General features: G+C 34.8%; 14 protein-coding genes. 2 read left to right on the top strand and 12 right to left on the bottom strand.

What is annotated here, in order from left to right; translation table 11 throughout:
• Positions 1-446: 446 nt before the first annotated feature.
• From C8C83_RS18465 to C8C83_RS18425, 9 genes are all read right to left on the bottom strand, one after another.
• Positions 447-1,301, bottom strand: a complete 855-nt coding sequence (locus C8C83_RS18465; protein ID WP_132011837.1) for a fumarylacetoacetate hydrolase family protein — start codon at positions 1,299-1,301, stop codon at positions 447-449.
• Positions 1,302-1,362: 61 nt separating this feature from the next.
• Positions 1,363-1,947 carry an LUD domain-containing protein gene (locus C8C83_RS18460; RefSeq protein ID WP_121329845.1) on the bottom strand — a complete coding sequence of 195 codons (585 nt, stop codon included), beginning with the start codon at positions 1,945-1,947 and terminating at the stop codon, positions 1,363-1,365.
• A gap of 19 nt (positions 1,948-1,966) precedes the next feature.
• Positions 1,967-3,340, bottom strand: coding sequence for a lactate utilization protein B (locus C8C83_RS18455; protein WP_121329844.1), 1,374 nt, complete (start codon positions 3,338-3,340; stop codon positions 1,967-1,969).
• 86 nt (positions 3,341-3,426) lie between these two features.
• Positions 3,427-4,164: a (Fe-S)-binding protein gene (locus tag C8C83_RS18450; RefSeq protein WP_121329843.1), complete on the bottom strand. Its 738-nt coding sequence runs from the start codon at positions 4,162-4,164 to the stop codon at positions 3,427-3,429.
• Between the two features lie 6 nt (positions 4,165-4,170).
• Positions 4,171-4,935, bottom strand: a complete 765-nt coding sequence (locus C8C83_RS18445; RefSeq protein ID WP_121329842.1) for an SDR family oxidoreductase — start codon at positions 4,933-4,935, stop codon at positions 4,171-4,173.
• A gap of 74 nt (positions 4,936-5,009) precedes the next feature.
• Positions 5,010-6,665, bottom strand: a complete 1,656-nt coding sequence (locus C8C83_RS18440) for an altronate dehydratase family protein (RefSeq protein WP_121329841.1) — start codon at positions 6,663-6,665, stop codon at positions 5,010-5,012.
• Positions 6,666-6,681: 16 nt separating this feature from the next.
• Positions 6,682-7,971 (bottom strand): L-fucose:H+ symporter permease, encoded by a 1,290-nt coding sequence (fucP, locus tag C8C83_RS18435; protein ID WP_121329840.1) that lies wholly within the window; start codon positions 7,969-7,971, stop codon positions 6,682-6,684.
• Positions 7,972-8,448: 477 nt separating this feature from the next.
• Positions 8,449-10,707 carry a GH92 family glycosyl hydrolase gene (locus tag C8C83_RS18430; RefSeq protein ID WP_121329839.1) on the bottom strand — a complete coding sequence of 753 codons (2,259 nt, stop codon included), beginning with the start codon at positions 10,705-10,707 and terminating at the stop codon, positions 8,449-8,451.
• Positions 10,708-10,985: 278 nt separating this feature from the next.
• On the bottom strand, positions 10,986-13,169 hold the full coding sequence (locus tag C8C83_RS18425) for a glycoside hydrolase family 3 N-terminal domain-containing protein (protein ID WP_199735297.1): 2,184 nt from the start codon (positions 13,167-13,169) through the stop codon (positions 10,986-10,988).
• A 583-nt stretch (positions 13,170-13,752) separates the two neighbouring features.
• On the opposite strand from C8C83_RS18425, the gene C8C83_RS18420 reads away from it, so the two are divergent.
• Both C8C83_RS18420 and C8C83_RS18415 read left to right on the top strand, forming a co-directional pair.
• Positions 13,753-15,417 (top strand): GLPGLI family protein, encoded by a 1,665-nt coding sequence (locus tag C8C83_RS18420; protein WP_121330093.1) that lies wholly within the window; start codon positions 13,753-13,755, stop codon positions 15,415-15,417.
• Positions 15,418-15,529: 112 nt separating this feature from the next.
• Positions 15,530-16,498 carry a M20/M25/M40 family metallo-hydrolase gene (locus C8C83_RS18415; protein WP_121329837.1) on the top strand — a complete coding sequence of 323 codons (969 nt, stop codon included), beginning with the start codon at positions 15,530-15,532 and terminating at the stop codon, positions 16,496-16,498.
• Between the two features lie 438 nt (positions 16,499-16,936).
• Here C8C83_RS18415 and C8C83_RS18410 read toward each other — a convergent pair whose 3' ends face one another.
• The 3 genes from C8C83_RS18410 to C8C83_RS18400 form a co-directional block, all read right to left on the bottom strand.
• Positions 16,937-18,502 carry a SusD/RagB family nutrient-binding outer membrane lipoprotein gene (locus C8C83_RS18410; RefSeq protein WP_121329836.1) on the bottom strand — a complete coding sequence of 522 codons (1,566 nt, stop codon included), beginning with the start codon at positions 18,500-18,502 and terminating at the stop codon, positions 16,937-16,939.
• Positions 18,503-18,533: 31 nt separating this feature from the next.
• On the bottom strand, positions 18,534-21,869 hold the full coding sequence (locus C8C83_RS18405) for a SusC/RagA family TonB-linked outer membrane protein (RefSeq protein WP_121329835.1): 3,336 nt from the start codon (positions 21,867-21,869) through the stop codon (positions 18,534-18,536).
• Positions 21,870-22,133: 264 nt separating this feature from the next.
• Complete coding sequence (locus C8C83_RS18400) at positions 22,134-23,147, bottom strand: LacI family DNA-binding transcriptional regulator (RefSeq protein WP_121329834.1); 1,014 nt, start codon at positions 23,145-23,147, stop codon at positions 22,134-22,136.
• Between the last annotated feature and the right edge of the window lie 172 nt (positions 23,148-23,319).

Below are 23,319 nucleotides of genomic sequence, written 5' to 3'. Positions count from 1 at the left end.
ATTGTTAAAACTAAAAAAAAATGCCTTGTGTACGATAACACTTTAAGATCAATTCATAATAAATTTACTTAATATCGTAGTCCTGATTCCTAAACTTCGGGATAGGACAAATTTTAGATCAAAATTAATCTACACATTTTTGTCATTTCGACGAAGGAGAAATCTCCACGTGTAACTCTACAAAGATTGGCGATTTTGATTACGAAGGACGGATTAAAATCCATCCCTACAATATAAATCGAGCCAAAGGCTCTTTACTTTTACACATTTTTGTCATTTCGACGAAGGAGAAATCTCCACGAGAAGCTCGCCAAAGATTGGATTCTCGTTGCGGAGTTACTTGCGAAGATTTCTCCTTCGTCGAAATGACAATATTGTGTTTAATGCTTTGTTCCCGAAGCTCAAAGCTTCGGGACTATGTGTTATAATTAACGAATTATGTTATTCTATTTTGTGTAAGCCACAGCGTGTTGTTTACTGCTGCCTAAACCGTCCATTCCTAATTCGATTACATCTCCTGCTTTGATGTAAATAGGATCTGGTTTAATTCCTAAACCAACACCCGGAGGAGTTCCTGTACTAATGATATCACCAGGAAGCAACGTCATAAACTGACTTAAATAATGCACTAAAAATGGAATTTTAAATACCAGATTAGAAGTATTACTATTTTGGAATTTTTTCCCGTTAACTGTTAACCACATTGGTATATTATTCACGTCTGCGATTTCGTCCTGAGTTGCCAAAAAGGGTCCAAGTGGTGCAAATGTATCGCAGCCTTTTCCTTTTGCCCATTGTCCACCACGCTCTATTTGAAAAGCTCTTTCACTATAATCATTCAGTAAAGCATAACCGGCAACATAATCTAAAGCATCGGCTTCTTCTACATAACTTGCTTTTTTACCCACTATAAAAGCCAACTCAATTTCCCAATCTGTTTTTTCACTGTTCTTTGGGATTATCAAATCATCATTTGGTCCGCATAAAGAGGTAGTTGATTTAAAAAAGATAATTGGCTCTGCCGGAATTGGCGCATTGGTTTCTAAACAATGATCTACATAATTTAAACCAATACATATTATTTTTGAAGGTCTCGCCACCGGAGAACCTAAACGTACATTTGCGTCAACTTCCGGTAATACCGGATTATTTTCTAATGCTTTTTTTAATTTTTCTAATCCGTTTTCTTCAAAAAACGTTTCGTTGTAATCCGTTACTATTGAAGAGACATCAAATCTTTTTTCTCCTATTAAAATACCTGGTTTTTCTTTACCGGCTTCTCCAAATCGTATTAGTTTCATTTTTATTACTTTTAAATATATTATACTTCTTTTATTTATTCAGACAACATTATCCTTGTCGTTATTCAATTACATAAATCACAGCACTTCTTGCGCCATGCGCTCCTATTACCAATGATTGTTCTATATCGGCCGTTTTAGAAGGTCCGGCTATAAATGCACCAAATCCTTCTTTTGATACTTCTATTTTTTCGTATGCCTGATGTAACGTGTTTACAATGTTTTTTTTCTCGATTACCAAAATCAAATGCTGACATATAAAAGGAATAAGTCTGTTTATCATTTGACTTTCATAAACCCAGACAGCGCCATTTTCTGCCACTCCAATTGTACCTTTTATGTATGCTTTTTCGACTTTTTCTAATTCAATTGCCGACAAAAAAGCTACTTGTTCGTCTATATCTCCAAGTGCTGCTATAGTATTTACAATAAAACTTCCGCTTGTTTTATCAGCAATTAACTGATCTTTAAGCACTGCTATATCCGAAATCAATTCTACTTTACCACCAATGCTCTCCAATACAGTTTTAAACTGTGCAAAGGCATCTTCATAATGAATAACAGAATTGAGATCAATAACAGGAAGTTCAACCAATTCAGGCTGATTCATCGCTATGGCATTCAATATATTTTCTCTTGCACTCATACGCTCTTTCTCTGCTATTTTATTTTTGGTTTTTCCCGTTTTTCAAATACCAATCCCGGAATGATTCCTTTGGAGCGACTGGCATTTCACGTTGTTTAGACCAAATATTTAATTTATTATTTACCATAAAAGGGAATAAATGCATTACGCCTCTTCCCATTTTTCCCATGAAACGATACACTTTAGGATTCGAGAATACAAAACTCATTCCTTTCATTCCCAGTTTTTTACTTGTGTCTACATATCCTTCAGCAACAATTACTTGTCTCCATTTCCATAACTGTTCGTGTATATTGATTTTAACCGGACATACATTGGTACAACTACCACATAAAGTTGATGCAAAAGGCAAATCGGCATTGGCTTTCATATCTAAATTCGGATTTAAGATAGAACCAATTGGACCTGCAACAGCTGTATGATAACTATGTCCGCCACTTCTTCGATATACCGGACAAGTGTTAAAACAGGCTGCGCAACGAATACATTTTAATGAATTTCTAAAGTCTTCTCTTCCCAGTTGTTTACTGCGACCATTATCTACAATCACAATATGCATTTCCTGATTTGGTCTCGGTTTATGAAAATGACTTGAATAAGTTGTAATAGGCTGACCTGTGGCGCTTCTGGCTAATAATCTCAAAAACACAGAAAGGTGTTCTGCTTTTGGAATTAACTTTTCAAAACCCATACACGCAATGTGTACAGGCGCTGTATGAGCTCCCATATCAGCATTTCCTTCATTGGTACAAACTACAAAACCTCCTGTTTCAGCAATCGCAAAATTGACTCCTGTAATCGCTAATTCCGATTCTACAAACTTATTACGCAAGTGTTGTCTCGCTGCTTCGGTTAAATATTGTGGATCGTTATTTCCTTTTTCAGTTTGCAAATGGTCATGAAAAGTAGTACTTACATCTTCTTTTTTTAAGTGAATTGCAGGCAACACAATATGACTTGGAGGTTCTTTTCTGAATTGAACTATACGTTCTCCCAGATCAGTATCGACCACTTCTATTCCATTATGCTGTAAATATTCATTCAAATGACATTCTTCGGTTAACATACTCTTGCTCTTCACAATTTTCTGAATACCGTGTTTTTTGATGATTTTATGAATTATCTCATTGTGCTCTTTGGCATCTGAAGCCCAGTGCACTTTTATGCCATTGGCTGTAGCTTTTTCTTCAAATTCTTTTAAATAACTGGAAAGGTTTGAAAGCGTGTTGTTCTTTATCTGCGAACCCCATTCTCTTAATTGCTCCCATTCCGGTAAACCATGAGCAGCCTTATCGCGCTTTTCACGAACGAACCACAAAGTTTCGTCGTGCCAGTCGGTTCTAGGCTCGTCAGCTATAAACTTTTCCGCTAATGCAGCGTGTTTTACCGTCATACTTTTATATTTATTCTATCCTGTTGATTATAATTATTTCAACGCATGTTTCTATGTGTTTAAAAAATATATTCAAACTACAATTTTTATAAAAAACCATTCAATATTTCAGCAATATGAATCGTTTTAGTGGTACTTCCTTGTCGCTTTAATATTCCTTCCAGATGCATTAAACAGCTGGTATCTCCTCCAGTAATATAATCAACCTCATTATCTTCGTGTTCTTTTATTCTGTCCTTACCCATTTTTACGCTTACTGCTTCTTCAAACACGCAAAAAGTACCTCCAAAACCGCAACATTCATCATTTCGTTTTGCTTTAGTCAGGGTAATGTCTTTGACCATATTTAATAATTGTTCCGGTTTTGAAAATTCCGGTAACATTCTTTCTGTCATTGATGAAAGGTTTAATCCTCTCTGTCCGTGGCAACTGTTGTGCATCCCAACTTTAAAAGGAAAACTGGCATTAATACTTTCCACCTTTAAGATGTCAGTTAAAAACTCGGTGAATTCATAAATAGTATTACGAATCTGTAATGCTTCTTGCGGATGTTTGTCATCTTGCAAATGTTCTTTTACATGCAAAACGCAACTTCCCGAAGGAGCAACTATATAATCAAATCCTGCAAAATTTTGAACAAAATTGATATCGCAACCCTTACTCAAACTTGCAAAACCACTGTTAGCCATAGGTTGACCACAGCAAGTTTGCTGTAACGGAAAAGTGACATCGCAGCCTAATTTTTCTAATACCTGCAAAGTAGCAATACCCACATTAGGGTAAAACTGGTCTATATAACAGGGTATGAATAAGGCAACCTTCATTATAAATTAGTTATTTAATTTAATAAAACCTCCATCAATAGGATAATCACAACCAGTAACAAAACCAGATTCATCGCTGCATAAAAACAAAGCTAAAGCTGCAACTTCATCCGGTTTTGCCATACGTCCGATAGGTTGAGATTTTGATAATTTTTCGAACATTTCAGCTTCCTGACCCGGATAATTCTTTGCAATAAATCCATCTACAAAAGGTGTATGCACACGCGCCGGAGAAACAGAATTACAACGGATATTTTCACTCATATAATCTCTGGCTATCGACAAGGTCATTGCCATTACAGCTCCTTTGGCGGTAGAATAAGCAAATCGATCCGGAATACCGACCCAGGCAGCAATCGAAGCCATATTTAAAATAACGCCTCCGCCTGTATTTCGAAAATGTGGTATTGAAGCATGCAAACAATTGTAAACTCCTTTTACATTCACATTCATAATTCGGTCAAAATCTGCTTCAGGAGTGGTTTCTACTTTTCCAACATGAGCAATTCCCGCATTATTTACCAGAATATTAATGTTTCCAATTTTTCCGAATGTTGCTAATACTTCTTCCTGATTGGCTACATTACAAGCATGTGAAAAAACTTTTCCTCCGTTTGTTTTTATTTCTTCAACAGCCGTTTTAGCACTTTCTTCTGTTAATTCAATAATATGTACCTCAGCTCCTTGCTTTGCAAATAAGACTGAAATGGCTTTTCCAATTCCGCTGCCACCACCAGTAACAACCGCTTTTTTGTTTTGTAATGAAAACATATATTTAGATTTTTAGATCTTTAGATTATTAGACTTTTAGGTCTAGAGAGTTCGTAATTTATAACTCATAATTATTACAATGATACTCCACGTTTCCACGGAATAAAATCATCTTGGTTTAACAACACTGCTTTTGGAATAATTTCTCCACTTGCCGCTTTAATGCAATATTCCAAAATATCTTCGCCCATTTCTTCAATGGTTTTTTCGCCACTAATTATCGGACCGCAATCAATATCAATAATATCGCTCATTTTTTGCGCTAAAATAGAATTTGTGGCTACTTTAATAACAGGACAAACCGGATTACCTGTTGGCGTTCCTAATCCTGTTGTAAATAATATTAATGTTGCTCCGGATGCCGCTTTTCCTGTTGTTGCTTCAACATCATTTCCTGGTGTACAAACCAAACTCAAACCTGCTTTTGTCGCCGGTTCCGTATAATCTAATACATCAACGACTGGCGCTGTACCTCCTTTTTTAGCTGCTCCGGCACTTTTTATGGCATCGGTTATTAATCCGTCTTTGATGTTTCCCGGCGATGGATTCATGTGAAATCCTGAACCTACTTTATGTGCCAAAGCATCATAAGACTGCATTAAATCAATGAATTTATTAGCTACCGTTTCTGTTGTACAACGATCAATCAGATTCTGTTCTACTCCACATAATTCAGGAAATTCTGCTAACAAAACTTTACCGCCCAAAGCCACCAATAAATCTGAAGCATAACCTACAGCCGGATTAGCAGAAACTCCGCTAAAGCCATCGCTTCCTCCGCATTTAACTCCCAAACATAATTCGCTCAATGGCGCCGAAACTCGTTCGTGTTTGTTTATTTCGATTAAGCCTTCAAATGTTTTTTTAATGGCATCGGCAACTAATTGTTCTTCACTTTTTGATTGTTGCTGCTCAAAAATAAATAATGGTTTATCAAAAGATGCATTTTGTTTTTTAACATCATTTGTAAAATCCTGCACTTGCAAATGTTGGCATCCCAAACTCAATACTGTTATACCTGCTACGTTTGGATGATTTGCATAGGAAGCCAATAACGCGCTCAAAGTAGCCGCATCCTGACGTGTACCTCCGCAACCTCCCTGATGGTTTAGAAATTTAATTCCATCTACGTTTTTAAACGCGCGGTTCGTATTTGTATCCGGAGCCAATTGAACATTTATGGTATCCAGACTTTCTCCTTTTTTAAATGCCTCCAATAAACTATGCGTATATTGCGTGTATTTATCGCTTACTGAATATCCCAACTCATTATGCAAAGCTTCACGGATTACATCAAGATTTCTATTTTCGCAAAATACTGTTGGTACAAACAACCAATAATTGGCAGTTCCTACGCGACCGTCATTTCTTTTATATCCTTTAAAAGTTCTGTCTTTATACTTTGAAACATCTGGAGCTTTCCATTCAAAATCAACATCACGATACTGATAAGGTTCTGCGGCATGTTTAAGATTATCTGTTGTCATCAGGCTTCCCCTAGCAACATCATTTTGCACTTTTCCAACCAAAACACCATACATCGTTATTTCAGCTCCTGATTTTAAATCTGCTGTATAAAATTTATGTTTTGCCTTAATAGTATCTTGAAGTATATAAGTCTGATTGTCAAAAATCACACTTTCTCCTTTTACCAAATCTGTTAAAGCTACAAGCACATTATCTTCCGGGTGCATTTTCACCACTAATCTTTTTACTTCGTTTTCTAACATATTATATAAATAGAATTTATGCTTTATTTGTTTTGTGTCCGTTAAATGCGAACAATAGTATTACTGAAAAACAAGTCAACGGAACAACGTATCCATTTTGAATACTTCCTGTAACATCCGAAATAAATCCTAAAACCGGAGGAAGTAAAGCTCCTCCAACTATTGACATTACGATCAATGAAGATCCGATTTTTGTATTATGTCCGAGTCCGTCAATACCCATTGAAAAAATAGTAGGAAACATGATGCTCATAAAAAACGCGATCGCTATTAAAGTATAGACTACTATCATTCCTGTTCCCACTATCGCTAATATTGATAATAGAATATTAATAATTGTATAAATGATTAATAATTTTCTTGGCTTTATATATTGCATCAAAAATGTTCCGGCAAAACGTCCTATCATAAATGCCAGACCATAAAAACCTAAATATTTGGCTGCAACACCTTCTTCCAGACCTGCCGAAGTAGTTGCCATTTTAATAAAAAAACTTCCAACGCAAACCTGTGCTCCTACATAAAAAAACTGAGCTAAAATTCCCCATCTTAAACGCATCGATTTCAAGGCTCCGGCAAAACTTGCTCCCTCTGCTCCTTCTTTATCTTCATCTTTTACATCAGGCATATTAGTAAAATAAAATACTAAGGCTACAGCCAAAATAATCAGTCCCAAAATTAGATAAGGCATTTTTACACTTGCTGCTTCTTCCAAAACATAAGCATGCAATTCTGCCGGTGCCATCGCATCCATTTGCGCCTGAGTTAAATTTTTTCCGGATAAAATCATCGGACCAATATATGCGGGAGCAATAAAAGCAGCGAGTCCGTTAAATGATTGTGAAAAATTTAGTCTTTTGGTCGCCGTTTCAGACGGACCTAATATTGTAACATAAGGATTTGCAGCCGTTTCTAAGAAAGTTAATCCGCAGGCTATAACAAATAACGCTCCTAAAAAGTAAATATATTGTAGTGAATTGGCAGCCGGAACAAACAAAATTGAACCAATACCAAACAAAACCAATCCTATCATAATACCGGATTTATAACCGTATTTTCTCATGATATAACCGGCTGGCAAAGCCATAACAAAATAGGCAATAAAGACCGATGAATCAATCAAAGAAGATTCTAAATCGGTAAGATTAAATGCTTTTCTTAAATGAGGAATAAGTATTGGATCTAAATTATGTACGAATCCCCAGAAAAAAAACAAACTGGTTACCAATATAAAAGGAAACAACCATTTTTTATTTGCTACAGAACTAACATCTTTTTCAACATCCAACTGAGTTATTAATGCCATATGTTTTTTATTAAATTTATTCTATTTTAGAACTATAAAATTATAATGATTGCAGTATACTTATTAATTCAATATTACCATTATTTAATTAGTAATTGTCTTTTTTGAAAATTATGAAGTTTTATTTTTTAAATACTCAAAAAGAATGGGAAAAATATTGATTATTAATATTGTGATTTATTAATTCTATCTAACCCGTTGAGTGTAACACGCAAAAAATAATTTTTAAAACACATATAAACATAGATTTTATGTTTTTGAAAAAAGTAAATCAAAAAGAAACTCCTTTATCGCACATATTCCTATTAACTATCGGGATATGTTAATGCAAGTGAAACGCCTTTTTTGGATTTTCCTGCAAGGTCTTTTTTAGACCTTGCAGGTATTTGATACACAAACAATAAAACCTACAAGGTTTTGAAAACATTGTAGGTTTTAAAAAATTGAATCTAATCCAACAAAAACTCAATAAAAAATTTATTTCACAGAATAAGGTCTGTCTTTAGGAGAAACTCCCCAAGATTTTGAAGGTTTGTCTCCCATTGTAAAAATCAATTCACCACCTTTCATGATATCCGAATGAAGGATATAACTTTTAGTATAATCCTTTCCGTTTAAAGTTGCTTTTTGAATGTAGATATTCTTTGGAGTATTGTTTACGGCTTTCACAATAAAGCTTTTTCCATCAGCCAAATTCAATACTGATTCATCCATAGTTGGACTTCCAAAAACGTAAATTCCGTTGAATGGATTTACAGAATACATTCCCATGGCGCTCCAAACGTACCAAGCCGACATTTGTCCTACGTCTTCGTTTCCACACAATCCGTCCTGTTTGTCGCTATATAAATTATCAATGATGTAACGTACTTTCTCAGCAGTTTTCCAAGGTTGTCCCACGAAATTATACAAATATGTAATGTGATGACTTGGCTCGTTTCCGTGAGCATACTGTCCAATCAAACCTGTAATATCGTTTGAAGCCTCAGCTCCCATATCTCCTTTAATAGTAAATAAAGTATCCAGTTTTTTCGTAAACGGTTTTTCTCCTCCCAACATTGCAATCAATCCTTCTACATCATGAGGCACTAACCAAGTGTATTGCCAGGCATTTCCTTCGGCAAAATCATCTTTCATATGCGCCGATTTAAACGGATCAAAAGGTGTCCTCCATTCTGTATCGCTCACTTTTCCACGTACAAAAGTGGTCGAAGCATCGTAATATTTCTTGTATGCTTTTGAGCGGTTATAGAAATAATTATAATCTTCTGTTTTTCCCATTTTTTTAGCCATCATAGCAATTGCACCGTCTGAAATTGCATATTCCATTCCAATTGCTACCGATTCTCTCAAACTATCTGCCGGAATGTAGCCTATTTTTTTAACAAAATTTAATCCACGATCATCTTGCATTGCTGTTGCTTTTACCGCTTCGAAAGCCAATTCTCCGTCAATTCCTTTGATTCCTTTTAGATACGCATCGGCAACAATCTGAATGGCACTGTTTCCAGGCATACAATACGTTTCATTGCCCATTAAATGCCAAACCGGAAGATGTCCTGTTTCCTGATAAATCGCCAACATCGAATTGATTATATCCGAAACTTTTTCGGTTTGAGTTAATGTAAACAAAGGATTTGCGCCTCTATAAGTATCCCATAATGAAAAAGTTGTCAAATTTGTAAATCCGGCTGCTTTATGAACTTGTTTGTCCGAACCATAATAATCGCCATTGCTGTCATTGTAAGTAGAAGGCGCAATCATGGTGTGGTATAATGCGGTATAAAACGTTTTCATTTTGGCAATATCATTCGATTTTACTGCAATTTTATTCAGCTCTTTATTCCATTTTTCATCAGCCTCAGTTGCTGTTTTTTCGAAGTTCCAACCCGAAATTTCTTTTTTAATGTTCATCAAAGCATTTTCAGTGCTAACTGCCGAAATTCCCACTTTAATTTTAATCACTTCATCTTTTAAAGTCGAAAATTGAATCACCGCTTTTGCACTGTCGCCCAAAACCACTTTATTTATCATCTCTTTTGTATTGTTATACAATTGGATTTTTTTAGCCGGTTTTGATAAAATTGCTGCAAAATAAATCCTTTGATCAGGAGCCCAGCCTTTTGAGAAACGATAACCTTCTATTAAAGTATCATTTTTAACTCTGATATAAGTATCTACGGCTTTATCCCAACCAATTCCTTCAACCAGATCTAAAATAATATGTGATTTATCTGAAGCCGGGAAAGTGTATTTTTGAAAACCAACTCTTTCAGAAGCAGTCATTTCGGCTTTGATTCCGTTTTTCTTCAAAATAACCGAATAATATCCTGGTTTTGCTACCTCATCTTTATGATCAAAACCTGAAATATATCCGTTTTCCATGTCTTTGGCAGTTCCTTTTTTCAAATTGATTTTACCAACGGCTGGCATAAAAAGTAAATCTCCAAGATCACCAATTCCGGTTCCGCTCAAATGTGTGTGTGAAAATCCAATAATAGTAGGATCAGAATAATGATAACCCGAGCACCAATCCCAACCTTGTGATATGTTTACAGGTCCCAACTGAACCGCTCCAAAAGGCACATTTGCTCCCATGAAAACGTGTCCGTGAAATCCTGTACCAATAAAAGGATCTACATATTGTGTCAAATTTTGTTTAATACTCTGACTTTGCATTTGCAGATAGCAAAGCGCTAAAATTGCAAAAAATGCCGATTTTAAATTTTTATTCATCTTTTATAATTTGATATTTTCATCTGTTGTAACATCTGATTTTTTTTTTCGCCACGAATTACACGAATTTGCGCTAATTTCAAATAACCCCAAACCTGCTCCTCTTCCCTCTACAATCTTCCACCTACAATCTTCCCTCTATAATCTTCCCTCTATAATCTTCCCTCTATAATCTTGCTTCTATAATCTTGCTTCTATAATCTTGCTTCTACAATCTTCCCTCTATAATCTTCCCTCTAAAATCTTGCTTCTATAATCTTTCCTCTACGATCTTCTCCCTACTTCACAATTTCGAAACTCGCTTCTAACATTGCATCTCTGGAATTCGAACCAATTCTTACATTGTATTTCCCTTCGTAGATTTTGAATTGTTTTTTAGCATCATCCCATTTTTGAAGTTCTTCCAACGGAATTTCTAACGTGATTGTTTTAGAATCTCCTTTAGAAATTGACACTCGTTTGAAAGCTTTCAATTCTTTCAAAGGCATTCTGTCTACATTTGGATATTCGATATACAGCTGAGCTACTTCATCTGCATTATATTGCCCGGTGTTTTCAATTTTAATTTGCATCGAAATTTTATCCGAAGTAGTTTTAATATTCTCTGGCTTTTGAACCCAATTGTATCCAAAAGTGCTATAACTTAATCCAAATCCGAAAGGATATTGTACTTCTTTATCAAAATAACGATAGGTTCTGCCTTTCATCGCATAACTACTATAATCCGGTAAATCGCTAAAAGATTTATAAAAACTAATTGGTAAATGTCCTGAAGGAGATACTTTTCCAAAAAGAAGATTAGCTAAAGCTGTTCCGCCTTGTTCACCCGGATACCACGCAAAAACAATTGCATCAACATAAGGTTCAATCGCCGAAATATCAACAGCGCTACCACCTGTTACCACAGCTACAAGAGGCGTTTTAGTTCCTTTTCGAAGTGCTTTGATGTATGCAATATGCGAAGCTGGTAAATCCATATTTTTTCTATCACCTTTACCATCAGCCAAAAAAGCATCGCCTTCTTCGCCTTCATAAACTGGTGTAAAACCAATTACTGCAATCGTCAAATCGGCCATTGAAGCAGCCCAAACTCCGCCAAAATTAGTTGTATCGTTAAAATCGCAACCCATATCATATTCTATACGAGTATCAGGATCTACAGCTCCGGCAATTCCTTCTACAAAATTTACGGCTTTATCGGTGATTCCATGGTAATTTCCCAGCAAAGCATCTAACGAAGCTGCATTTGGACCAACAACCATCAACGATTTATAATCCTCTTTTTTCAAAGGAAGCAGTTTTGTTTTTTTCTCGCCTACTTCTCCATTTTTCAACAAAACCATACTTTGCTCTGCCATTTTTCGGCTAAGATTTCTGTGGTACGTATTGGCAATACTGTCTATTCCATATTTTCTATACGGATTATCCTCTGCTTTGTCATAAAATCCTAATTTGAACTGTGTACGTAAAGTTGGAGCTAATGCATTATCGATATCTTTTAGGGAAATCAACTTCTGATTCAATGCATTGATTGCATCTTTTTGCAATAATCCGCTGCAATCCATATTTACACCGGCTTTAATTGCTGCCGCTGCAACAGTTACACTATTTGGCAAGGTTTTATGACTTTCGTAAATATCCTGTAATGCCCAACAATCGGTCACAACATGCCCGCCAAATTTCCATTCATTGCGCAAAATATCCTTCAATAAGGTTTTCCCGGTACAACAAGGTTCTGAATTTACTCGATTATAAGCACACATAACAGTTTCTACATGGGCATCAACCAGTTTTTTGAAAGCATATAAATAGGTTTCTCTTAAATCTTTTTCGTCTACAATAACATCAATCGAATGCCTTGTTTTTTCAGGTCCGCTGTGCACGGCAAAATGTTTGGCACAAGCCGCTGTTTTCATGTATTTTGAATCAGTTCCTTGTAATCCTTTGACGTAAGCTGTTCCCATTTTTCCGGTAAGGAAAGGATCTTCTCCATAGGTTTCCTGTCCTCTTCCCCAACGCGGATCTCTGAAAATATTAATATTTGGTGACCAAAAATTCAATCCCATATATTGCAAACGGCGGTCTTTGGCAACAGCCATATTATTCTTAGCTCTTGCCTCAGTTGAAATAGCATTCGCCACTTCATTTAATAAATTATCATTAAAAGAAGCCGCCATTCCGATAGCTTGTGGAAAAACGGTTGCCTTTCCTGCTCTGGCTATTCCGTGTAAAGATTCATTCCACCAATTATATTGCGGAATATCCAATCGCTTTACCTCTTTGCTTTCAAATCCTAACAAAGAAATTTTCTCTTCGGTAGTCAATTGTTTCAATAAATCGTCTACTCTTTTATCAATCGATAAATTCTGATTTTTATACGAAAATGCTTTTTGTTGTGCATTTATAATCCCTGCACAAAAACAAAAAAACATTATAAACCTGTAGCTTTTTAAACAATTCATTATTGATCTATTTTAATTATACAAACACTTACTTTTTATTAAAAAAACTAAAAAAAAATTCTTCTTAAAAATAACTTCTTTCTCTCACAGACAAAAAATTATTCTGATAGATTTTCTATTAAATTCCTGTTCTTTTAGAAACTGAAAGATATAATTACTTCCGTTTACATAATAATTCGATATTATCTTTATTTAATTATTAATTGCCTTAACATTTTTCCGGTTCTATTTAGCATATTCTTAATTTATATAAAATATAAAGAGCAAAGTTTGTTTATTATTCAATTCTTTGTTCTTTCAAATACAGATATTTATCTATATTTGTTTTTTACAAAATCGATTTAGTAAATAAATCCACGGGGAATAAAAAACCTGTAGCGCTATTAATTAAAGATGATTTAACCGCTAAGTTCGCTAATTTTTTTTAAAGGTATCGTTTTATAAAATCACAAAGTTCGCAAAGCTTTGTGTTAACCTGGCTTTGCAAACTTTGTGCTTTCTATGTGTAAAGTAAAATTAAATCTTAACGCACTTTGCGGTTAAAATGACTAGAAAAACCAATAAAACCAAACAAAACCACAGCATGAAAAAAACTTTATTTACATTCTTTGCCTTTTTCATAATCTCTTTGTCATTTGCTCAAAAAACAATTAAAGTTAGTTATCAAAGAAGTTATAACGGAAAACTGATCGAGAATCAGGATCCATTATTTTTATATACTTCGAAAGACTTGAGTTTAATAACTACAGATAAAATCATGCAACAAAAAGCAGATTTTCCATTCGAGCAGACTTTTGTAGATTTTAATACCAAAACTATTTTTCAATTGGCGCAACTAACCGTAAACAAATCAATTTTAGGTCAGGACGCCGAAGCTTTAGAAAAGCAAAAATTTGAATTCAGTACTGAAACCAAAAAAATTCTGGGCTACGTTTGTAAAAAAGCTGTTACTTCTGTCAACTCAAATAAAATTGAAATTTGGTACACGAATGAATTAGGATTAAAAGGAGGACCTGGCGTATTGGGACAAGACTTGGGTTTGGTTTTAGAAACAAATCGCAATGGAAATTCTATAGTTACGGCTTCAAAAATCGAAATTTTAAAAAAAAATCCATCAATTTTAAAAATCCCTGCGGTTCAATCGGTTGATCAATTGACTTATAAAGATCTCTTATGGAAAAGTCGTTTTGTAAATATCGCTGTTTTCAATAAAGAACAAATTCATTTTGCAGGCGATGCAAAATCAAATGACAGCATTTTTAGATTTGCAAGCGGAACTATAATTGTCCGAAAAGTAAAGTTTCCTGAAATAAAAAAAGGAAGTGCCATTTTTGCAGATGTAACTCAACAATCAAATGGCGATGCTTACGACAGAACTGGTTCGGTTTTTATGATTCCAACAGATAAAAAAACTTCTTTTCTGGACGGATTAAAAAATGGTGTCCAGACATTACCGGTTTATGAAAACGGAAACGGTAAAAAATATCAAGGTGTTGTGGGAACTAACGACTATACTCCTTTATTAGAAATGATGCGCTTTTTTACTCCTTTTGGTGTGAAACATTTCAATTATTTACAACTAAAAAACAAGGTTTGGCAGGATAGTGTTTTCTATCGTCAGGACATTTCACTATTACAACCTAAATTAAGTAATCAGGAAGTATATATTGGAATGTTTATTGGCAATTATGATGCAGGCGGACATAAAGCGAGTTTGAATATTTCGATTCACCAAGGGGAAGATAACAATGAGAAAGGCGATTTTATTTTGCCGCTTTTCAATACTTTGAATGTAATGGAAATGGCAGGACAGGATTATGCAACAATGTTTGACAACGAAAAAGGACTCGAAATGACTTTTGAAGTGCCAGAAGGTTACAAAAATTTTAAATTGAGTTACACTACAACTGGTCATGGAGGCTGGGAAAATGGCGATGAGTTTTTACAAAAAAAGAACACCATTTTTATTGACAATAAAGAAGTTTTTGGATTTACTCCGTGGCGTACTGATTGCGGTTCATACAGATTAAGTAATCCCGCTTCAGGGAATTTTGGTAATGGATTGTCATCATCAGATTTAAGTCGTTCTAACTGGTGTCCGGGAACAACTACCAATCCTAATCTGATTGATTTAGGAAATCTGCCGGCAGGAAAACATACGATTCGGGTTTCGATTCCGATGGGAAAACCTGAAGGAACGAGCAGCAGCGCCTGGAATGTATCTGCATTTTTGATTGGAGAGAAATAAACTACTCTGTACCGAAATTTCAGAGGTTTGTTTTACGAGGGACTAAAAGTTCTTTTATTTTAAAACCGGGTTAAAAATTTTAAAAAAAATATAGATTAATTCCATTAGATACATGTTTAAAAAAATTATTTTCCTCTTTATTGTCGCTTTTATAGCAACTGAAAAAGGAACCGCACAATCAACATTTTCAGCCCAAAGATTCCTTCAGCACGATACTTATTTGGCGTCAGATAAATTAGAAGGTCGTCTTGCCGGAACAAAGGGCAACAATGAAGCGGCAACTTACATCAAAAAATATTTCAAAAAATTTGGGTTGAAAAAATTCAACAACAATTATTATCAGCCGTTCAAAATATTCATAAAACCCGATATCAACAAAATGAAATCGGATAGTGTATCAACTCAAAATGTGGTAGGTTATATGGAAGGTTCTGATGAAAATCTAAAAAAAGAATTCATCGTGATTGGAGCACATTATGATCATTGGGGATGGGGCGGAAAAGGTTCTGGCAGCAAGAAAAAAGATACGATCGCAATTCATAATGGAGCCGATGATAATGCTTCTGGTGTTTCGGCACTTTTATCAATTTTGGAAGAACTTCATCATAATAAAATTGCTCCAAAAAGAAGTATCATCTTTATTTCTTTTAGCGGTGAAGAAGAAGGTTTATTGGGTTCTAAGTATTTTGTTAATCACCTTCCAGTAGATAAAAGTGCTGTAAAAGTAATGATCAACATGGATATGGTAGGACGATTAAACGATAAAAAAGAATTGTATATGGGCGGCGCCGGTACTTTTCCTGACGGTGTAGAATTAATGAAAAAACTAGGTGAAGGCAGCGGACTTAATCCAATTGTTTTTGCAGGAGATGTAGGTGGTTCCGATCATGTTACGTTCTACAAAAATAATATTTCGGCTATTGGATTACATACTGGCGGACATCCACAATATCACACTCCGGAAGACGATACGGCTTTGATTAACAGCGAAGGAGCAGTTTTGGTTTGTCAATACATTTACAATGCTTTGACTTCTATTGCAAATTACGGACAATCTTTAAGCTTTATTAAGCAAGACTAGAATACTTCAGAATTATCTCTAATAGCTGCTTAGAGCAGTTATTGAAAAAAGTAAAAAGCATATTTTTAAAATAAAAATCGGCGAACTGCGGTAAAATCAACAGCAAGTTCGCCGATTTTTTTGTGCTATAACAAATAATACAAATCAAGAGTTTAAAATCTACAATTTGTACTATTAGGCACTAAATATTGGTAGTCATATCGGTTCGAAATTCGTTGGCATACGCAACAAAATGATAAATATTGCGTACCTACGGCACGCTAAACTTAACTTATTCCAATTCTTATTTTCTACCAATATTTAGTGCCTAACGGCACATTTTCTTGATTGGCATAAATACCTAACACATACATTTATTATAAAGAAAACCCCATCGTCAATTATACATTGACTTTGGGGTTTTCTCATTACTAACCAAAATTTAACTTAAAAATGAAATTATTTTACGTCCCAGAAAATTTTAGTATTTAAATCGTCTTTGTCTTTAACTTTATTATAATTATCTGTATTATAAACTCTTTCAGAATTTGGATATGTCCAACGAGTTGGAGGAGTTTTTCTAATTGAACTTGTCTCATCATCCATAAAATAAAGCGCCGGTAGTTTTAATCTTCTTTGTTCAGCCCAAGATTCATCAGCCTGCATTACATTGTAGTGAATGTACTTTTGAAAAGCAATCAACTTCAATTGATCAGCAGCTGTTGTAGCTCCGTCAAAGTTAATTTTAGCAATATAAGCATCAACCTCAGCCACTGTTGGCTCCGTAGTTGGTTTCCAAGTCAAAACATCAGCTTTATCTCCTAATCTTACATAATATTCAATAGATTGTCTGATCGCTTTCTCGAAATGTACTTTTGCTGTAGCAGCATTTCCATTTCTTGAATAGTACTCCGCAAGAATCAAGTTTACTTCGGCAGCATTTATCACTGTTCCTGGTAACCATTTATTTTTACTGATTACAGATCTATTGTAGATTGCGATTTTAGTATCAGCAAGTAACTGATCCTGAACTCCGGATGTCAATGCCGGATCAAGTCCTACATAAGCTGTTGCACTTGCTCCTTTTTCAAACAACCAAGGTTCACGCGGATCATTATTGGCATTCATGTGATCAATCATTGGTTTTGGAGCAATGTTGTTTCCTCCTGATTCTAAAGCATCAAAGAAACCTGCTGTATCTAAATCAGTATCCTGAGTATAAACTTTGAAAGCAATATTCTCTGAGGTTTCATCTACAAGTTTTCCTTCTGCAATGATCTCAGCCATTTCTGTACTAGCTCTGGCTGATAAAGTAGGAACTGCAGAAACTCTGTTTAACATTTTCAAACGCAAAGAATTACAGTAGTTTTTCCAGCTTACCAGGTTTCCTTTATTAATAAGGTCTTGATTTTTAAATACTGTTTCTACTCCGGTAGCCAAAGTAATTGTATTTAATTCAGTAGAAAAAGCTTTCAAATCGTCTAACATCTTAACATAAAGCTCTGTTTGACTGTCATACTTAGCAGCTGCTTTACTATAATCACCACCTGTCAAACTAATTTTACCTGCTTCAGAGAAAGGAATATCTCCAAAGTTATCAATCATTTTTGACGTATGATCATACAAATAAATTGTTGAAGTGATTGTGTAGATTCTATTTGCTGCCTGATCTGCAGGAGATAAAGAAGCCATCACTTTTTCTAACTCTCTATATTGAGCAATGAATTTGTAATACCTGTTCCATCTGTCTTTTCCAGCTTCTCCAACAACATAACGACCTGTCGAATTGACAAATCCATGAGCCTGAGTATAACTTAAAGAAGTCGTTCTTATTACTGTAAAATAATTCCAATACGATGGGATTACATCCTCAAAGTTAATTTTCATGAAACCGGCATACTGTTTAGGCACAGTTGTCGTTGTTACTGTTTCCGGATCTCTATACGCATCTGCAAAATCACTCTCTGAACAAGAGCCTAAAAAAATTGCTGCTGTCGCAAATGATATATATAATAATTTTCTCATGTTGTCTATTTTTTAATTATAATTTATCCAATTAGAAAGATGCTCTTAACATTACTCCATAACTTCTTGTAGAAGGAGTTAATCCTGCATTGTTTACGTTTTGAGTCCATTTTGTTCCTGCAGTAGTTGCTTCAGCATCCATATCCTTAATTGTTCTGTAGATATAAAACAAGTTACGACCGAAGAAAGACAAACTCAATTTTGTAGCGCCAAATTTACTTGCATAAGCCGCTGGCACATTAAACGCAAGAGATACCTCTCTTAATTTAACATAATCATTTTTTTGAATATACAATTCATAACGTGAGCTGCTGTATTGAGGACCTCCCCAGTTGTAAGTCATGTTATAATAACCTGCCTGAGAAATTACGTTTGTATTTGGAGAACCATCTGCAGTTACACCATTCATTAACATACCATCGCGGTACAATACCTGACCACCTGGTCCGGCAGTTGCGCTATTAGGAACCTGAACTCCTTTGCCATTGTCCATATAATACGTTAAACCACCACGCTCATTTGTACTGTATTTCAATGATTCTTCTGTCAATCCTCTTGCAGTCATCCAGTTAATTCCTGTTGGCATCAAAGAACCTCCATAAGAATAATCTATATTTACATCTAATGTGAAACTTTTATAGGTAAATGAGTTCAACAAACCTCCAACACCTTTAGGTATAGCACTTCCATATTTTACCCATTTATCTCCATCAATCATTAAGAATCCATCAGAGTCAACCATATCTTTACCACTAGCATCCGTTTTAACAGGGTGTGCATAAATACCTCCCATTGGATCACCTACTACAGATTTCAATTGAGCTGCAGACCCATCATAGTCAGCATGTAATAATTCTGTTGCACCGTTAGCCAATTTTACAACTTTGTTGATATTTTTTGCCCAGTTTAAAGTAACATCCCAAGAAAAATTCGCTGTTCTGAAAGGAGAACCTGTCAAAGCAACTTCAAATCCTTTATTACTCAACTCTCCTACGTTAGCCAGAATACTACTAGCTCCTGTAGTTGGTGCCAAAGTCAAATCAAGAATTTGATCCTTTATCTTTGCATTATAATAAGAAAAATCTAATCCTAATCTTCTGTCGAAGAATTTAGTTTCAAAACCAAGCTCATATTCATTTTTCATTTCAGGTTTGATTCCCTCATTTCCATACTTGTCTTGAGAATTTGTAGTCAACACTGGATTTGAAGTTCCCTGAGTTCCCAATGTATTTTGTATGAATGCCACATTTGCTCCATAACGCGAAGGATAGCTACCCACGATACCCCAAGAACCACGCATTTTTGCATAACTGATAAAGTCTGGTAATTTTACCGCATCTGATAATACAAAACTTGAATTTACAGAAGGATAAGTAAAGGCATTATTATTTGGGTTCATTGTAGAAGTACGGTCTCTTCTGATAGTTCCTTCAACGAATAAATAATTTCTGAAGCTACCACTTAAAGTTCCAAAAACGGCATCTTTCAAAGTCTCTTCTCTTTTTGAGTCACTAGTTGCTATACCAATAGAAGATTTTAGATCATACCATCCTTCAACACTTAAACCACCTTTAGTAGAACGAGATAACGTTCTGTAAGTTTCTCTTGTAGCAGAATAACCAACAACAGCATTTACACCAAAATCTTCATTGATTTTTTTGTTGTAAGTCGCTAATAAATCACCATAAAGAATGTTATAATCCTGACCCTCCATCATAAAAGAGCCTGAACGATCTCCCTCGTTTCCAAATTCATAAACTAAAGGTACTTCTACCGGATTTTTATTTTCAATATTTATTGCAGTTAAATCAGTCGAAACACGACCACGTAATGTTAAATCTTTGGTAACAGAAAGCGTTTCAGTAACACTTGCTATTAAACGGTTTGTAATCTCGTCTTGCTGTTTAGCACCTGTATTCCAAAAATAATCAGCAATATCTGATCTGAAACCATTACGGTAAATATTTTCACTTGGAGTTAAGCTTTGAGTATCTTTACCTACCACGTATTTGTACCCTAAACTAGTTTTGTACTTCGCTTTGTACCAGTCACCATTATCAAATGGGCTAAGCATACCAGTAAAGTTATTTACCAAACGATCCGTAGCAAATGTACGGTTCTGTAAATTTTGATTCATATAACTCACAATAACATCCGTTTTTAATTTACCTGTTTTGAATGACGCATTTAGGTTAAAATTATTCTTTTTGTTATTGTTACCCATACTTAATGCTTCTGATTCAATACGTGTGTAAGAAAAACGAATACTACTGTTTTCAGTACTATTTGTAAGCGCAAAGTTTGTTGTTGAATCCCATGAATTCTGGAACATATTTTTGTATCCATCTTTTTGAGCTGAGTAAGGACGAATTACTCCATCCCAAGTCATAACAGGCTTACCGTCAAACCAAGGACCATAGTTATTACCACTATTTGAAACTCCTCTCGTTTCAAAAGTACCATTACCATCTACATCATAATGAGCAAATCCGTCTGGAGCTAAATATCCTGTAGAATAATTCGCATTCGTCCAACCCGGACCTCTTTCGTACTGAAATCTAGGTAAGTATGCAATTTCATTACCCGAGTAACTAGTACTAAAGTCAATACCTAAACCTTTTTTTCCTCTACCTGATTTAGAAGTAATCAATACAACTCCGTTTACAGCTTCAGAACCATATAATGCAGCAGCAGAAGCTCCTTTAAGAATCGAAATATTCTCAATATCTTCAGGATTAATATCGGCTAAACCATTATTTTTTACACGTTGTTGGTTCCAGTAGTCATTATTATTAACCTCTCCATCACGAATAGGTACACCATCCAAAATAATAAGTGGCTGATTTCTACCGGTTATTGAGTTTATACCACGAATCTGGATATTGATTGCTCCGGCTCCACCCGGAGTAGAACTAATACGCACACCTGGTGCTTTACCGTACAAACCATTAGCAATGGTAGGCGAAGCTGTTTTTACTAATGCATCTGCTTTAATAACACTTGTAGCATACCCAATTGATTTGTTCTTTTTAGTTTGTCCTAAAGCAGTAACTGTAACACCATCAAGTTCGTTAGTAGCAGTTGCTAATTTAATTTTCATTCCATCAACAGCTTTTAGTTCTGTTGTTTTAAAGCCAATAAAGCTCACGATGATAGTAGCTCCTTCTTTTACTGAAATTTTAAATGCTCCATTTTCATCAGCAGACGCTTCTACTTTCGTTCCTTTTTCTTTAACAGTAACAAATGGAATAGGCATATTTGCACTATCTGTAATTACTCCGGAGATTGTCTTGTTTTGCGCGCTCACTCCTTGAGAGCACAATACCATTAGAAAAACTAATAGTGATTCATATAACAGTTTTCTCATAATTAAATTGGTTTGGTTTGGTTTGTAATTTTTTTAATTAAAAGGTTTGATTTCTTAAAAAATATGAAACTAAAACCTTTAATTTTCTATTACCTAATTCTCCTGATCAAGGATTTGGTAACAATTAAGTTTCGTTTAACATTTCTTTATTTCTTTTACCTCATAAGCGTTTTTTTGTTTAATAATTTGGTTAGTCATTCTGAGTTTCTTCTATATACTACTATAACGTTTTAGTAATTTATTTTTAAAAAAAGGGCACAATCATTAAACTGATTCCCTTATAGTTAGAGTCCCTTTTTTCTTTTCTTTCTCAATCTTATAATTACTTCCCTCATTCATTTGCTTCATCAATAACATTACAGTTTTTTTCCCCATCTCTTCGATTGGCTGGGATAAAACAGTTATAGAAGGAGAATGCAGTCTAAAACTGTCGTGATCATCAAAACTAATTACTGCTTTATCAGTAGGAATTGTTAGCGCTAATCTTCTTAATGACTGCAAACCGGCAAGCAACAAATAATTTGCGCCAAACAAAACAGCGTCAATTTCTTTATTATTACTCAAAAATTCAGAGATCTTTTCTATTCGCTCCTCTTCAGTGACGTGATACTCCAAATCCAGAATTCTGGAACTATCATATAAACCCACTCCGCTCAGAGCATTCACATATCCTTGCTTTCTTAAATTCATCTGAATCAACTGTGAAGAATTAGTAACAAATGCAATTTTTTTGAATCCTCTTTTCAACAAATAATGGACAGCAGTTTGGGATCCTTCAAAATTATCGAGAACAACATGGCTTACTTCCTGCTCTTCAAAATATCTGTCAACTAAAACAACCGGACATTGAAGTTCTAACAATCGATCGATAGTTTTTTTCATATTCTCAGTAGGAGTTATAATAAAACCATCAACATTAGCCTGCAATAAACTATTAACTAACTCAATCGCCCGCTCATCATCTCCGCCGGTACTACAATAAAAAACTCTATAATTTAAACCTATTGCCTCCCTCTCAATTACTCTTGCCAAATCAGAAAAAAACTGATTTGAAATATCTTCAACAATAAGCCCAATAGATCTTGTTTTACCAGTCCTCAAACTACTTGCGATCATATTGAGTTTGAACTTCATTTCTTCAGCAACTTTAAGAACTTTCTTAATCACCTCTTTACTGATCCCCATCTTCTCCCCTTTATCATTCAGAACAAATGAAACCGTAGTAACGGATACATTTGCAGCCTTTGCGATATCTTTAATAGTGATCTTTTTTTTCATCAAAAAGTTAATGTTATCTTAAATTTAAGTTAATTCAATATTGACAAATATATAGTTATAAAACGATTTACAAAAACGATTTAGCATTTTTTTTAAACATAATTATGACTTTTAACATTTAAAAATAACAAAACGAAATTATCCTGCAAATACCCTGAAAACAAAACGAATA

The organism is Flavobacterium sp. 90, assembly GCF_004339525.1.
GTDB lineage: Bacteria > Bacteroidota > Bacteroidia > Flavobacteriales > Flavobacteriaceae > Flavobacterium.
The sequence above is the reverse complement of the archived record's forward strand: the minus strand, read 5'-3'. Positions and strand labels throughout refer to the sequence as shown.